The organism is Microtetraspora niveoalba, assembly GCF_001570405.1.
GTDB classification, from domain to species: Bacteria; Actinomycetota; Actinomycetes; order Streptosporangiales; family Streptosporangiaceae; genus Microtetraspora; species Microtetraspora niveoalba.
The window spans coordinates 24,220-36,975 of sequence record NZ_BBYM01000031.1 but is presented as its reverse complement, the minus strand read 5'-3'; the positions used below and the strand labels follow the sequence as shown (position 1 = coordinate 36,975).

Here is a 12,756-nt window from a genome sequence, read left to right as displayed (position 1 = left end):
CGGCGTCGCCCGAGGCGATAGAAAACACGGTCCGAAGACCGAGATAGACCGGTCGATCATGATGCCGAAACTCCTGTACCGCGTCCAACCGCCCACGCTGTTCTCCACCGTCGCGATCACGGACTCATGCGTCGTGCTGCCGAATCGCGATTCCGTTCCCGACGGCCGCCGCATCATGGGCGGCATGTGGTGGCCGAGCTCGCGGCACGCCGCCGCGGAACCGCCTCCTCTCGTCGCGGCCGTGGACCGGCGACTGGGCGAGGTGACCCTCTGAGGGACCTCGACCCCGGCGCCTGGGACGACATCCCGCGCGATTCTCCGGCCCGGGGCCGCCTTCTCGAGGTGAACCGCTCGCGGGACATCGACTCCCACCTGGTCGAACCGACCACAACAATTGCCGGCCACATCAGTCCGTCGCTGGTGGCTCCCGGCGCCGCAAAGGCGTCAGCAGCCCCGGACGCACTCGATCACAGCGGGGCTCCACCACACCGTAGGTCACTGGCACGCCCATCTTCGGCTTCTCGTCATCGGGAGACCTCATGACCGCCACCGCCCATTCCAGGGCCCGTACGCACGCGCGCCTGCTGGCCGCGTGCCGGCCCGCTCACACCGTCATCGGAATTCACGGCGAGATCGATATCGCCACGAGTCCGGCGCTGCGGATGCGCCTACGCAATGCGCTCCAATGGTCCGAGGATGTGCTCATCCTCGATCTGTCCGGAGTGTCCTTCTGCGACGCCTCCGGACTGGCCGTACTGGTCGGTATCCGGAACCGCACCAGGCAGTTCGGCATCACGCTCCGGCTCGTCGCACCGAGTCCCCGAATGGTCGACCTGCTGCGGATCACGGGTCTGGAGCACGGCTTCACGATCCACCCGACGCTGTCGAGCGCGATCGCGTCCAGACACCGCGATCCGGTCAGCCGGCCTGACGCACCGCACCGCGGAGGACGGGGAGGCGTCTGAGAACGTCGATGCCCCTCGTGTGATCAGCGGAGGATGGCACCGCCCGATGACTCGCATCAGGCCGCGGCGTAGTCGCGCAGGGCGGGCTCCAGCAGGTCGAAGGCTTGGGTGGCTTCGGCGGCAATGGTGTGGGTGATCTGGTCGTCGGGGTGTCCGGCGAGGGTGAGGGTCTGGATGCGGTGGAACAGCACGCGGTGGACGGTGCCCAGCAGGGCGGCGGCGGTCTGGACGGTGATGTCGTCGGACCGAGCACCGGTGGCGTCGGCGAGCGCCTGGGCGAGGTGGTGTTCACGCTGATCGTGCAGGCCGCGCAGGCAGGCGGTCAGAGTGGGGCTGTCGGCGATCATGCGAGCGAACTCCTGGCCGGAGAATCCGGCGACCGGGTCCTGGGCGGCCACGGCGTCGGCGAACGCGCGGCGCAGTGCGGTCAGCGCTGATTCCCCCTGGTGTCGGGCGGCGACGGCGGCGGCCAGGGAGGCGGCGAACTCCTCCTGGTGATCCAGGGCCAGGTCTTCCTTGCGCGGGAAGTAGTTGGTGACCGTCTTTTTGGCGACGCGGGCGGCGGCGGCGATCTCGGCGATGGTCGTCTGCTCGAAGCCCTGGGCAATGAACAGCCGGGTCGCGTGGTCGGAGATGAGCTGCCGGGTCTCGTGCTTCTTGGTCTCGCGCAGCCCGGCGGCCGGGGCGGGAGTCTGGGTAGCCATGGCGCAATCTTACCCTCGTAGCATCTTTATGTTGACACCCCTGGAAGCCTTGGGCTAAATTTACCTCCGTCGCAAGTTTGCGACGATGGAATGCCGAGTCCGAAAGAGGGACACCCATGCGCAAGCGCACCCACGACCCCGCCGCGAACGTGGTCGCGTTCGCTCCTGTGCCCCAGTCGCAGCAGCCCGAGCCGCCCCCGCTGCGCGGCGCGGAACTACGTCGTCCGCCGTCCGACCACAGCGTCCGTGCGCGGCAGCCGGCCCGGGGCGTCCGCCTCGTCCCCCGCCGCCGCGGCTACTGACCCGCCCCCCACCGCACCCCGAGGAGACCCCGTGCAGTTCACCGCCTCCACCGTCTCGCTGACCGTCGACGACGTCACCGCCTCCCAAGGGTTCTTCACCACCTACCTGGGCTACACCGTCCAGCAGGCCGCCGACGGCTTCGCCTCCCTGTCACGCGACGACGCGGTCGACATCGTCCTGCTCGCCCGCGGCATCCCAGTGCTGCCGCCCGAGCAGCGCGACCAGCGTGCCGGCGGCCTGATCCTCGCCTTCACCCTCGCCGACGGCCTGGCCGAGCAGGAAAAGCGGCTGCGCGACGCCGGGGCCCAGATCACCATGCCGCTGCGCGAGGAGCCCTGGGGTGAGCGCCTGTTCCAGGTGACCGACCCCAACGGAGTGATCGTCCAGTTCGTCGAATGGGCCGCCCCCTAACAGCGCTGACCCGCCCGCACGCCATCACCCCCGGCCCCGACAGCGAGCAGTGGTTCACGCCTCCAACCACCGGATCGCCGGAAGGATCCCATGACAACAATCGACGCAGGCGCAGAATTCGACCGCCAGGTCCACAACCTGATCGAACTGGAATATCCGGCGATGGGAGGCCTGGCGCCTGAGCAGTTCCGGTCTCTGGTCGCACCTCTGCGCGACCTTGCCGCGAAGACGGGGAGCATCACCTGCGAGCCCGACACCGGCCGGCTTCCGTTCGTGCTCGTGGTCCCCCGTCAGGTCGTCCCGATCGAGCAGATGATGCCGCGCACGACCCTGCACAGAAAGGCCAAACCGGGTTTCGTCGACCATTCCTTCGAGCCCGGCTCCCTGGAACGGTTCGTCGCCACCAAGGAGACCGAGCTTCCGGACCAGCGGGTCTACCTGCTGCTGGACATCGAACGCGGCGAGGAGTTCTGCGGGGCCGTACCCCGCGACGCCATGGACACCATCACCGCCCGTGGGCGCACCCTGCTCACCATCGAGGAGGGCATCGCGATGATCACCCAATTCCCGGAGATCCTGGTCAAGAACAAGTGCTTCTCCCTCGGCGGCTCCCGCTCCGGCGACCGCCGCGTCCCAGCGCTCTGGATCAGCCAGAACGCCCCCAAACTCGGCTGGTGCTGGGAAGGCAATCCGCACACCTGGCTCGGCATGGCCTCCGCCGGCAGCCGCGGCGCGACCGCATAGCCGACGACCGGGACCCGGAGTCCCACCACGCCGGTGACCGGCAACGGCGCCGCCGTCAAGCCCCCGTTCCGGCGGGCCGGAGTGCCGCCTCCGGCAGCCCTGCCGGAGGCGGCGAGGTCGCATCACGCGACGGCGGTCCCCTCAAGCTCGACCATCAGGTCGGGAATCGCCAGCCGTGTCACCCCGAGCATCGTGGTGGACGGTGCCACCCCGGCTGCGCCCAACCGCGACGCCAGCACGCCGTAGTGCTCGAAGAGCCGATCGACGTCGGTGGTGTAGACGTTGAGCCGGACGAGGTTCGCGAGGGACATGCCGGCCTCGCCGAGCACGGCCTCCAGGTTGTCGAGGCTCAGCGCCAACTGCGCCGCCATGTCATCACTATGCTGGGGCTTGCCGTCGCCGCTCATCGCGGCCTGCCCGGCGCAGTACAGGGTCCGCGTGTGCCCGGAGACGATCTCACCCTGGTTGTACCCCAGCTCCGCCGACCACGCCCACGGGTTGACCGCCGTTCGCTCCATTGCCACATCAGCTCCATTCGATTCGTCGACGTTACGTACGTCGATCGGCTCGGTGCCGCCGTCTTTTCGGTCGCGTCGATGAGCCTCGCAAACAAATCACGACATCCTGTGTCATGTATTCCGATAGCGTTTTTCGTATGCGCGCCGACCGGTTGGTATCGCTGGTGTTGCTGCTGCGGCAGCACGGTCGGCTGTCCGCAACCGCGCTGGCCCGCGAGCTGGAGGTATCCACCCGCACCGTGCTGCGGGATATCGAGGCGCTGTCCGCGGCCGGCGTCCCGGTCTACGCCGAACGCGGGCGGCACGGCGGTTTCGCGTTGTTGCCCGGGTTCCGGACCGAGCTCACCGGACTGAACCACGACGAGGCTCTTGCCCTGCTGGTCGCCGGATCGCGGCGCGGCGCGCAGGCGTTCGGCCTCGGCTCGGCGCTCGCTTCGGCGATGCTCAAGGTGGTTGACGCGCTACCGGAAAGCTATCGGGACACCGCGGCCAGCGCGTCCGAGCGATTGCTCATCGACCCGGAGACCGACCTCCTCTCGCGTCGACTGGTCGATGAGGAGGTGCCTGACGCCATAGTGGCCAAGGTCCTGCGCGCCGTGTTCGCCGGACACAAGCTGCAGATCCACTACGCGGCTGTGGACCAGACCCCGAAGTGGCGCACGGTTGACCCGATCGGCCTGGTCACCGTACGCGACCGGGGCTATTTGCTGGCCACGAGGTCTGGCGCGGACCGCACCTACCGGCTGTCCCGGATCCTGGCCGCCAAGGAACTCGCCGAACCCGCGCAGCGACCGGACCGGGTCGATCTGGACCGGGCCTGGCAGGAACGCAGCACACAGTTCCGGGCCGGCGGCGACCAAGTCACCGTGCTGGTACGGGTGGACCCGGCCCGGCGGGAGGACCTGGTGAGCACAGCGCTGGCCGTCCTCGCCGAGGAATCCGACTCGGACGGCTGGTTGCGGCTGGAGGTGACCTTCCAAGATCCGAGACACGCCGAATGGGCGCTGTGGCAGCTCGCCACGAACGCGGAAGCCCTGGCCCCGCAGTGGTTGCGCGACTCCCTGCGCGACCGCGCCGCCGCGATCGCCACCCGCTACGGAACGTCATCCTGAGAGTCGCCGCCTGCTGCGGGCCGCCGCCGAGGCGCTTCGGACCGCTCCCCATCGTGGCGAGCGCCGTCCACCCGCCGTGTGCCGTTCGGGGACCTCATCGAACACGAGTCGGGTACACCACTCTCACCGGTGAGCGTGGCAGGCCGCCTCAGCGGGTCGAGGTCCAGGTGGAGCCGGGCTCTGACACTGGAGCTGCTTGCCTGAGCAGCCACTGCTCGACCGCCGCGCTCATCCTCCCGCCCGCCTCCAGCGCCGCCGCCTTGGCGGCGACCGGGTTGGTGCCCGCCGCCTGGCCGAGGATCACCCCGAGCACCAGGCGGCCCCGCACGCGGGAGGCCCACATCAGGTTGCCGCCCGCGGCGGTGCCGGAGCCGGTCTTGATGCCGATGACGCCGTGCCTGTTCAGCAGTGTGTTGGTGTTGGGCAGCTTTCTCGCGTCGCCGGGGACGGCGGTGTCCGCCTGCGCCACCACCTCGCGGAAGACCGGGTCGCGCATCGCCTCCTTGGCCAGCTTGAGCTGGTCGGCCGCGATGCTGACGGTGCTGTCCTCGTTGCCGCTGGCACCCGTGTACCTGGTGTTGGACATACCTAGACGGTGGGCGGTGGCGTTCATCCGTTCGACGAAGCGCTCCTGGGAACCCGCGTCCCAGCGGGCCAGGAGGCGGGCCACGTTGTTTCCCGACGGCACCATCATCAACTCCAGCATGCGGCGCAGCCGTACCCGCTGGCCCTCCCTGACCGGGGCGGTGGACTCCTGCGGCAGGTAGGACTCGTCGGCGGCTGTGCGGTCCACGTTGATCAGCGGGCCGTCGTCGCCCGGCCGGAGCGGGTGGCGGCGCAGGATCACGTAGGCGGTCATGACCTTCGTCACGCTGGCGATGGGCACCGGGTTCGGCTCGCCGCTGACGCCCGGGCTGCCTATGCCCTCCACCTCGACCGCCGCCTGGCCCTCGGGTGGCCACGGCAGAGGCATGCCGGAAACGGCGCCGGAGACGGGCGGCACCGCTCCGCAGCCGGACAGGGTGCTCGTCAGCAGGAGGAACATCAAACAACGTCGCATACCGGACACGGTGGGCTACCCACGTGTCCGTCCGGCCGTGGCCGTGTCTCCACCCGCGCTTGGCCGGGTATCACCTGTGTATCAGCCCGACGGCTGACGGGGGAGGCGGAGGACGGCGACGGCGCCGCCGGGGGCGTTGGCCAGGGTCAGGTCGGCGCCTATGACATGGGCCTGCCCCAGCGCGATCGTCAGCCCGAGGCCATGACCGCGGCCGCGTTCGGCGGCACCCGTGCGGAAGCGTTTCGGGCCGTCGGCAAGGAGCTCTGGAGGGAAGCCCGGTCCCCGGTCGCGGACCTCGATCACGTGGTCCCGGACCATGATCTCCACCGGGGGCGCACCGTGGCGGTGGGCGTTGAGCAGGAGGTTGGCGAGGATCCGGTCCAGGCGACGCGGGTCGGTCTCGGCCACCGGATCCCCCGAAGCCAGCACCCGCACCTCGACCCCCACCCGGGCCGCGGACTCCTCGGCCAACTCGGCCAGCGGCACCCGTACCCGCTCGGCGACCTCGGCGCCCGCGTCCAGCCTGGAGACCTCCAGCAGGTCCTCCACCAGCGAGCGCAGCACCCGCACCCGGTCGCGTACCAGATCGGTCGTCTCGCCCTCCTCCAGCAGTTCGACCACGGCGACCAGGCCCATCAGCGGGGTACGCAGGTCATGGGCGACATCGGCGGTGAACCGCTGCTCGGCCAGCAGCCGGTGCTGCAGGCTCGCCGCCATGGAGTCCACGGCGGCGGAGATGTCGGCGATCTCGTCACGCCCGCCCCAGCGCGCCAAGCCGCCGCCCCGGTGCGGGGGCGGGGCGATGCGGGCGTCCAGGTCGCCGTTCGCGATCCTGCGGGCGGTGCGGGCGACCCGCCGCAGCCGCCGGTTCGCCAGCTCGGCCAGACACACCGAGACCGGCACCACCACGGCGAGTGCGGTCAGCGCGGCCCGGACCATGGCTCGGTCGAGGGCACGCAGCCGGAGCATGTCCGACCCCATTTCCATCTTGGAGGTGGCCACGAGCCCCTCGCCCACCCATCGCGCCGCCCACATCCACGGCTGATCGGGCTTCCGGTCGTCATACCAGGTGGCGGGCGACTCCATGGCCAGCCGTTCGCGCAGGGGCGAGGGCAGCTCGTCCGGATTCTTGATCCATTCGGTCCACGAGTCAGGCCCCTCGGGGGGAGTGTCCGCGCGGTACTCCTTGGCAGCCATCGCGGCCGACTCCAGCGCCCGCCCCTCACCCTGCCACATCGTGCGCTCAAGAGTCGTGCGGTGGACCAGGATCCCGACCACGGCCACGACCGCGCAGCAGGCCAGTGTGATCAGTGCCGCGACCTTCCATCGCAGCGAGCCCACCATCATGACGGGCGCAACTTGTAGCCGAACCCGCGCACCGTCTCGATCCGGTCCGTGCCGATCTTCTTGCGCAGCCGCTGCACGCAGAGGTCGACGACGCGGCTGTCGCCGTCCCAGCCGTAGTCCCAGACGGTGCGCAGCAGCGTGGCGCGTTCCAGCACGATGCCGGGGTGGGCGGCGAACTCCAGCAGCAGCCGCAGCTCGGTCGGGGTCAGTTCGACGCGTCGCCCGGCCCGCCGTACCTCCAGCGCGCCGGTGTCGATGCTCAGCTCGCCGAAGTGCAGCACGGCGAGTGCGACGGCCTGCCCCGCCGTGGGTTCGGCGGGAACCGGCCGGGCGAAGGCGGCCCTGCGCAGCAGTGACCGGATCCTGGCCACCAGCACCGGCAGGTCGACTGGTTTGACCACGTAGTCGTCGGCGCCGCCCTCCAGCCCCGCGACGATGTCCAGTCCGTCACCGCGGGCCGACATCATCAGGATCGGCACCTGACTGGTTTCCCGGATCCTGCGGCACAAGCTGATGCCGTCCAGGTTGGGCAGCATCACATCCAGCAGCAGGAGGTCGTGGCCGCCCGCCCGGGCCGCCTCCAGGCCGCTCAGCCCGTCAGCGGCGGTGGTCGTTCGATAGCCGTAGCGTTCCAGGGCCAGGCTGACCGACGTGCGGATCACCGCGTCGTCTTCGACGAGCAGCAGGGATGTCATGAAAATGCACCATATCTACCGAAGTGCGTTGACTGGTTCCATGCGAGCGGCACGCAGGGCCGGGTACAGGCCCGCGAGCAGCCCGACGACGGCGCCGGCGGCAGGTGCCATGACGGCCAGCCGTACGTCCAGGACCGGAGTCCACTGCTTGGCGGCGCAGACCGCGACGACCACGACGATCCCCACGGAAGCGCCGACGATGCCGCCGGTCAGACCGGTGAGGGTGGACTCCAGCAGGAACTGCGCGGCGACGTGGCGGCGGGCGGCGCCCAGGGCGCGGCGCAAGCCGATCTCGGCGATGCGCTCCATCACGGTCACCAGGGTGACATTGGCGATGCCGACCGCGCCGACGACCAGGGAGACCAGCCCGAGGATCAGGAAGAGGGCGTTGACGTCGCCTTCCACCGCATCGCGCGCTCTGGTGGGGCTCGACGGCGAGATGACCTGGAGGAGGGCCTCGTTGCCGGGGCTGAGTGCGGCCGGCGCCTGCTTGGCGATCAGTTCGGCGGCGCCGAGGCCGGTGTTGACCAGGACCCGGGTCACAGTGCCCAGGCCGTAGCGCCCGCCGACGGCCGGTGGCAGCATGACGGCGCTCGCCAGGCTCTTTTCGCGTTTCAGGTCGCCGAGCACGCCGATGACGGTGTACGCCTGGGTGCCGATGAAGACGGCCGGAGCCCGTTCCAGCCGGGTGATGCCCAGCATCTTGGCCGCGTGCTGGCCCAGCACGACGACCTTGTCCCCACGGGCGATGTGCCCGGCGTCGAAGTAGCGGCCCTCGACCATCCTGCCTTTGACCGCGGCGGGCAGGCCGGGGCTGCTGGCGACCACCGTAAGAGTCTGGTCGGTGACCCGGGTGGGGTCCACCATGTCGTTGGAGCGGACACTGAGGTTGGCGCTCTGGTTCGACTCGGCGAGGGCGGCGGCGGAGACCACCCCGCGCAGTCGGGTCACCCGGCCGACGTCGGCCCAATCGACCAGGGGGAACGGGTTCTCCGGGACTTCGACCGTGACGGAGGTGGCGGTCAGCTCGTCGAAGCGGCCGACGATCTGGTTGCCCGCCGTCGCGGCGACGCCCAGGGTGACCACGAGGGTGGTGATGCCCAGCACGGTGCCCAGCGTGGTCAGCACCGAGCGCACCGGGCGGGCCAGCAGGCCCGCCATGGCCTCGTTCAGCAGGTCGCGCGGGTGCACATCTACTCCTCAGCCAAGGTGCCGTCGGTGATGCGCACCCGGCGCGCGGCGCGCTCGCTCACCTCGTTCTCGTGGGTGATGACCACGATGGTCATGCCCTGGGCGCGCAGTTCGTCGAACAGGTCGAGCACGGCGTCGGTGTTCTTGCTGTCGAGGTTGCCGGTGGGCTCGTCGCACAGCAGCAGCGCGGGCTCGCCCATCAGGGCGCGGGCGATGGCGGCGCGCTGCCGCTCGCCGCCGGACATCCTGCCGGGCAGGAACTCCACCCGGTGTGACAGCCGTACCCGCTCCAGAGCCCGCAGCGCGCGCTCGCGCCGCCCCTTGCGCGACCCCCTGCCGTAGACCTCGGCCAGCATCACGTTCTCCAGCACGCTGCGGTGGGGCAGCAGGTGGAAGGACTGGAAGACGAAGCCGATACGGCTGCCGCGCACCGTGGTCCGCGCGCTGTCCTTCAGCATGGTGGTCTCGATGCCGTCGAGCCGGTAGCTGCCGCTGGTCGGCCGGTCGAGCAGGCCGAGCATGTTGAGCAGGGTGGACTTGCCGGACCCTGAGGGGCCGACTACGGCGACATAGTCCGACCTCTCGACTCTCAGGTTGATGGCGGAGAGCGCTCTGACGGGGGGATCGGTGGGGAACTCCTTGGTCAGGTCGTCGAGCAGGATGACCGGCTCAGGCACCGTTGATCACCACCATGTCGCCCGGCTTGAGGTCGCCGGTCACCTCCACGGCTCCGTCGGCGGACAGGCCGGTGCGCACCTCGACCTCCTTGGTCTGGTCGGGCGCGGTCTCCACCTGCACCCGCGCCCTGCCGTCCGCGGCGGTGACGACCGCCGCGGCGGGGACCACGAGCACCTCCTGATCGGTGGCTCCGATGGTGACGCGAACCGTGACGGGTGCGCCGGCGAGCTTCTTGAGGCCCCTCATCGAGGCAGGAGTGATGGTCACCGGCGCGGCGCCTTTCGCGTCGCGCCCGCCGAGGGAGGTCACCGCGCCGGGGACGATCGTGCCGGCCTCGGTTTCGATGCTCGCGTTCAGACCCGTCTTCAGCCGCTCGGCCTCGGCCACGTCCACCGAGCCTGAGACCACGAAGGTGGAGCTGGTCACCGTGGCGATCGACTTGTCCACCAGATCGCCCGCCTTGACGGTCGGCTTGTGCAGTCGGGCGGGCAGTTTGGGCAGGAAGACGACCTCTCCCGGCGGAACGGTGGTGCCGTAGGTCCGGGAGAACTCGGCCAGCAGCGCCCGTGCCGCGGCCAGGTCGCTCTGGGCGTTGGCCACCCTCAGCCTGACGGGCGAGAGCTGCCTGGCCTGCCTGAGCGCCTGCTCGGCGGTGACGACGGCCTCGCGAGCCACCCGGACGTTCTTCGTCAGCTCAGTCAGCCGCTTGGCCCGCGCGTTCTCGACCTCTTCCAGTACGCGCTCCAGCGCCGACCTGGCGGCGGCCAGATCGGCTCTGGCGTTGGTGACCCGGAGTTCGAGCAGGCGGGTGTCGGTAGGCGGCCCGGCCGTGGGACCCGCGGTGGGGCTGGGGTTGAGGGTGGGCGCGGGGGTGGGCGTCGCGATGGCCTGGGCGAGCTCCTGCTGGGCCGCCAGCAGGTTCTCCTCGGCCGACCGTACGGTGCTTTCGGCGGCCTCGACCTTGGCCTCGTCCTCGGTGGTGTGGTCCTGCGCCCGCGCGCTCTTCAGCGTCTGTTCGGCCTCCCGCAGATCGTGCCGGGCGTTGGCGAGCCTGACTTTCAGCGGGAGCACATCCTTGCCCTGGTCAAGGGCCTTACGCTCGGTCGCGAGCACTTCCTGTGCGGTCCGCACGGCCCGGAGCAGGTCGTCGCGGCTCTGCCGCAGTTCCAAGGTGGGTTGCTGCGCCTCATAGCCCCGCTTGGCGTAGAAGCGCGACACCGCGGCGATGGTCGCCTGGTCGAACACGCCGGTCGCGGGTGCGCGGTAGCCGAGCCTGCGCAGCGCCTTCTGCAACTGCTGGACATCGGCCCCCTTGGCGCCGGGGACAATGCTGCGGTGCATCGGCACCGTGCCGGAGAAGACGAACACCGGGCGCCCGTTCACCTCCATCAGCACCGCGCCCTCCGCGAGGGTGCCCCGCCGGGGAGCTCGGGTGGCGCGCTGAGCGGATTCGCTGCCGCCCACCACCCCGGCCAGCGACACCGGATACGGCGAGCCGTACTCCAGCGTGCCGCTGACCACGACGGTGGCGACCAGCTTGCGCCGCTCGACCGCGACGGTGACCAGCGACGGTTTGGGCGGCTTGCGCGCCGCCGCCTCGTCGGCCGGGGAGCGCAGCAGGGTGCCCACTCCCCAGCCGGTCCCCGCGACCACCAAGACCACGGCCAGCACGAGCAGCAGCTTGCCGCGACGGGTACGCATCACTGCTCTTGGAACCCGTACTTCACCCTGGCCTCGTTGGTGAGCCGCTTTTGCAGGGGGATGAAGGCGGCGTAGAAGTCCTTGCCGCACTCCAGGTCGACCAGCGCCGACGTGATCTCCTTGGCGAGGTACGGCCTGGCCGCCTCCGCCGTGACGGTGCCCGCCTTGCCGAGCCGGTCGGCCTGCTCGCCCCACACATCCATGCCGCGGACGCTCAGCGCGAGCGGCTTCGCGGAGGTCACCCGCTCGCCTTTCGACTTCAGGCACTCGGCGAAGGACGCGGCGAGCTCCAGCAGCTTGGGGTCGCCGTCGAGCTCCTTGTCGATGTTCTCGATCTCCGTGCTCATCTGGTCCTGATAGTCCGCGAGTGAGGTGACCTTCAGGCCGTTCACCTGCTGGAGGGCGGTGACCCGGCACTCGTTCAGGGTCTTGAGGTAGGCGTCCCGTTTGGCGCCGGAGAGGCTGTCGATCGTCGCCTGGTTGGGGTCCGGCGCCAGCGATTCCGACGGCTTCGGATAGACGACAGCGGAGAAGACGCCGAAGCCGTTCTTGCTGCGGTCCGCCTTCATCGCCGCGTAGTCGGCGGGGTTCGCATCGGACTGCTTGGGCCGGCTGACCGAGGGGGTGTAGGAGAAACCCTTCCGCTTCATGCAGGTGGCGATGACGTTCTCCCGCTCGCGGGCCTTGTCCATCGAGGCATTCCCGCCGCCGGCCACGGGAACGGCGTTCGCCCCGCACCCGGTCAACACCGCAAGACCGAGCAGACCGTACATCAGCACACGCATGGAGTAGTCCTTCACCGTGACATGGGGGAATCGCGCCGCCCCTCGCGGCGCCGTGGCCACCTTGGCGGCCGTTTTCCTCCACTTGGTGTTGGCCGGGTATCCATCCGCGCTCAGCCGTGTATCCGCCAGGTATCAACACCTATTGCTGCTTCTTCAAGGAGGCGAACGCTCCGGCCCTCGCGGCTGACCTCGTCACGTTGGATGAGTACGCCGCGTTCGAAGTGGGCTCCGGCACGTACGAGTGCCACCAGGTGAGGTGCGTTGACCGCGCGCCAGCGGGCCTGGGCCGAATCGATCAGCTTGAACGCCATGGCCAACCCGGCCGCCCGCGAGCCCGGCCCCTTGGTTACCTTGGTGCCGTGCCGGACGGTTGCGAACATCGACTCGATCGGATTCGTCGTGCGCAGATGGATCCAGTGCTCGGCCGGGAAGTCGTAAAACGCCAGCGACTCCTGTTTCTTCGTCTGCGGCTGTTCGGACATCTACTACTGCCCGCGAGCCGGTGAAGTCGACTGCCCCCGGATCGGTGGTTTCGATGTTTG

The 12,756-nt window shown here is 69.9% G+C and carries 15 protein-coding genes and 1 pseudogene; 6 read left to right on the top strand and 10 right to left on the bottom strand.

Features of this window, described 5'->3' with window-relative positions; genetic code table 11:
* Positions 1-58 precede the first annotated feature (58 nt).
* Together AWQ70_RS27725 and AWQ70_RS27720 are read left to right on the top strand one after the other, a co-directional pair.
* Entirely contained in the window at positions 59-274 is a 216-nt protein-coding gene (locus AWQ70_RS27725) for a DUF5994 family protein (RefSeq protein WP_067182080.1), read from the top strand.
* 265 nt (positions 275-539) lie between these two features.
* Positions 540-965: an STAS domain-containing protein gene (locus AWQ70_RS27720; RefSeq protein ID WP_084517883.1), complete on the top strand. Its 426-nt coding sequence runs from the start codon at positions 540-542 to the stop codon at positions 963-965.
* Between the two features lie 56 nt (positions 966-1,021).
* On the opposite strand, the gene AWQ70_RS27715 is transcribed toward AWQ70_RS27720, so the two are convergent.
* Positions 1,022-1,669 (bottom strand): TetR/AcrR family transcriptional regulator, encoded by a 648-nt coding sequence (locus tag AWQ70_RS27715; RefSeq protein ID WP_067182077.1) that lies wholly within the window; start codon positions 1,667-1,669, stop codon positions 1,022-1,024.
* A 116-nt stretch (positions 1,670-1,785) separates the two neighbouring features.
* On the opposite strand from AWQ70_RS27715, the gene AWQ70_RS27710 reads away from it, so the two are divergent.
* From AWQ70_RS27710 to AWQ70_RS27700, 3 genes are all read left to right on the top strand, one after another.
* A complete protein-coding gene (locus AWQ70_RS27710; RefSeq protein WP_067182074.1) occupies positions 1,786-1,971 on the top strand; it encodes a hypothetical protein in 186 nt (61 codons plus the stop codon).
* A gap of 31 nt (positions 1,972-2,002) precedes the next feature.
* Positions 2,003-2,383, top strand: coding sequence for a VOC family protein (locus AWQ70_RS27705; RefSeq protein WP_067182071.1), 381 nt, complete (start codon positions 2,003-2,005; stop codon positions 2,381-2,383).
* 90 nt (positions 2,384-2,473) lie between these two features.
* A complete protein-coding gene (locus AWQ70_RS27700; RefSeq protein WP_067182068.1) occupies positions 2,474-3,127 on the top strand; it encodes a DUF5701 family protein in 654 nt (217 codons plus the stop codon).
* Between the two features lie 122 nt (positions 3,128-3,249).
* On the opposite strand, the gene AWQ70_RS27695 is transcribed toward AWQ70_RS27700, so the two are convergent.
* The gene (locus AWQ70_RS27695; RefSeq protein WP_067182064.1) at positions 3,250-3,645 is read right to left on the bottom strand and encodes a RidA family protein; all 396 of its coding nucleotides are present in this window, start codon (positions 3,643-3,645) and stop codon (positions 3,250-3,252) included.
* 137 nt (positions 3,646-3,782) lie between these two features.
* Between AWQ70_RS27695 and AWQ70_RS27690 the strand changes: the two genes are divergently transcribed.
* Entirely contained in the window at positions 3,783-4,757 is a 975-nt protein-coding gene (locus AWQ70_RS27690; RefSeq protein ID WP_067182061.1) for a helix-turn-helix transcriptional regulator, read from the top strand.
* A 148-nt stretch (positions 4,758-4,905) separates the two neighbouring features.
* Here AWQ70_RS27690 and AWQ70_RS42125 read toward each other — a convergent pair whose 3' ends face one another.
* The 8 genes and pseudogenes from AWQ70_RS42125 to AWQ70_RS27650 all read right to left on the bottom strand — a co-directional run.
* A complete protein-coding gene (locus tag AWQ70_RS42125; protein WP_084517882.1) occupies positions 4,906-5,817 on the bottom strand; it encodes a D-alanyl-D-alanine carboxypeptidase family protein in 912 nt (303 codons plus the stop codon).
* Between the two features lie 81 nt (positions 5,818-5,898).
* Positions 5,899-7,164: a sensor histidine kinase gene (locus tag AWQ70_RS27680; protein WP_067182055.1), complete on the bottom strand. Its 1,266-nt coding sequence runs from the start codon at positions 7,162-7,164 to the stop codon at positions 5,899-5,901.
* Complete coding sequence (gene cseB, locus AWQ70_RS27675; RefSeq protein WP_067182052.1) at positions 7,161-7,859, bottom strand: two-component system response regulator CseB; 699 nt, start codon at positions 7,857-7,859, stop codon at positions 7,161-7,163. The genes AWQ70_RS27680 and cseB overlap by 4 nt, the downstream gene beginning before the upstream one ends.
* A 15-nt stretch (positions 7,860-7,874) precedes the next feature.
* Positions 7,875-9,050 (bottom strand): ABC transporter permease, encoded by a 1,176-nt coding sequence (locus AWQ70_RS27670; RefSeq protein WP_067182050.1) that lies wholly within the window; start codon positions 9,048-9,050, stop codon positions 7,875-7,877.
* 2 nt (positions 9,051-9,052) lie between these two features.
* Complete coding sequence (locus tag AWQ70_RS27665) at positions 9,053-9,727, bottom strand: ABC transporter ATP-binding protein (RefSeq protein WP_067182047.1); 675 nt, start codon at positions 9,725-9,727, stop codon at positions 9,053-9,055.
* Positions 9,720-11,429: a peptidoglycan-binding protein gene (locus AWQ70_RS27660; RefSeq protein ID WP_067182043.1), complete on the bottom strand. Its 1,710-nt coding sequence runs from the start codon at positions 11,427-11,429 to the stop codon at positions 9,720-9,722. Before AWQ70_RS27660 ends, AWQ70_RS27665 begins: the two co-directional genes overlap by 8 nt.
* Positions 11,429-12,214, bottom strand: a complete 786-nt coding sequence (locus AWQ70_RS27655) for a hypothetical protein (RefSeq protein ID WP_157530484.1) — start codon at positions 12,212-12,214, stop codon at positions 11,429-11,431. The genes AWQ70_RS27660 and AWQ70_RS27655 overlap by 1 nt, the downstream gene beginning before the upstream one ends.
* 110 nt (positions 12,215-12,324) lie before the next feature.
* Positions 12,325-12,669: pseudogene (locus AWQ70_RS27650) on the bottom strand (transposase); the annotation flags it as partial.
* Positions 12,670-12,756 lie beyond the last annotated feature (87 nt).

What these genes read in the sequence shown, in the direction of transcription:
- AWQ70_RS27725 (WP_067182080.1), top strand. Translation starts at nt 59, where the DNA reads ATGATGCCGAAACTCCTGTACCGCGTCCAACCGCCCACGCTGTTCTCC.
- AWQ70_RS27720 (WP_084517883.1), top strand. Translation starts at nt 540, where the DNA reads ATGACCGCCACCGCCCATTCCAGGGCCCGTACGCACGCGCGCCTGCTG.
- AWQ70_RS27715 (WP_067182077.1), bottom strand. Translation starts at nt 1,669, where the DNA reads ATGGCTACCCAGACTCCCGCCCCGGCCGCCGGGCTGCGCGAGACCAAG.
- AWQ70_RS27710 (WP_067182074.1), top strand. Translation starts at nt 1,786, where the DNA reads ATGCGCAAGCGCACCCACGACCCCGCCGCGAACGTGGTCGCGTTCGCT.
- AWQ70_RS27700 (WP_067182068.1), top strand. Translation starts at nt 2,474, where the DNA reads ATGACAACAATCGACGCAGGCGCAGAATTCGACCGCCAGGTCCACAAC.
- AWQ70_RS27695 (WP_067182064.1), bottom strand. Translation starts at nt 3,645, where the DNA reads ATGGAGCGAACGGCGGTCAACCCGTGGGCGTGGTCGGCGGAGCTGGGG.
- AWQ70_RS27690 (WP_067182061.1), top strand. Translation starts at nt 3,783, where the DNA reads ATGCGCGCCGACCGGTTGGTATCGCTGGTGTTGCTGCTGCGGCAGCAC.
- AWQ70_RS42125 (WP_084517882.1), bottom strand. Translation starts at nt 5,817, where the DNA reads ATGCGACGTTGTTTGATGTTCCTCCTGCTGACGAGCACCCTGTCCGGC.
- AWQ70_RS27680 (WP_067182055.1), bottom strand. Translation starts at nt 7,164, where the DNA reads ATGATGGTGGGCTCGCTGCGATGGAAGGTCGCGGCACTGATCACACTG.
- cseB (WP_067182052.1), bottom strand. Translation starts at nt 7,859, where the DNA reads ATGACATCCCTGCTGCTCGTCGAAGACGACGCGGTGATCCGCACGTCG.
- AWQ70_RS27660 (WP_067182043.1), bottom strand. Translation starts at nt 11,429, where the DNA reads ATGCGTACCCGTCGCGGCAAGCTGCTGCTCGTGCTGGCCGTGGTCTTG.
- AWQ70_RS27655 (WP_157530484.1), bottom strand. Translation starts at nt 12,214, where the DNA reads ATGCGTGTGCTGATGTACGGTCTGCTCGGTCTTGCGGTGTTGACCGGG.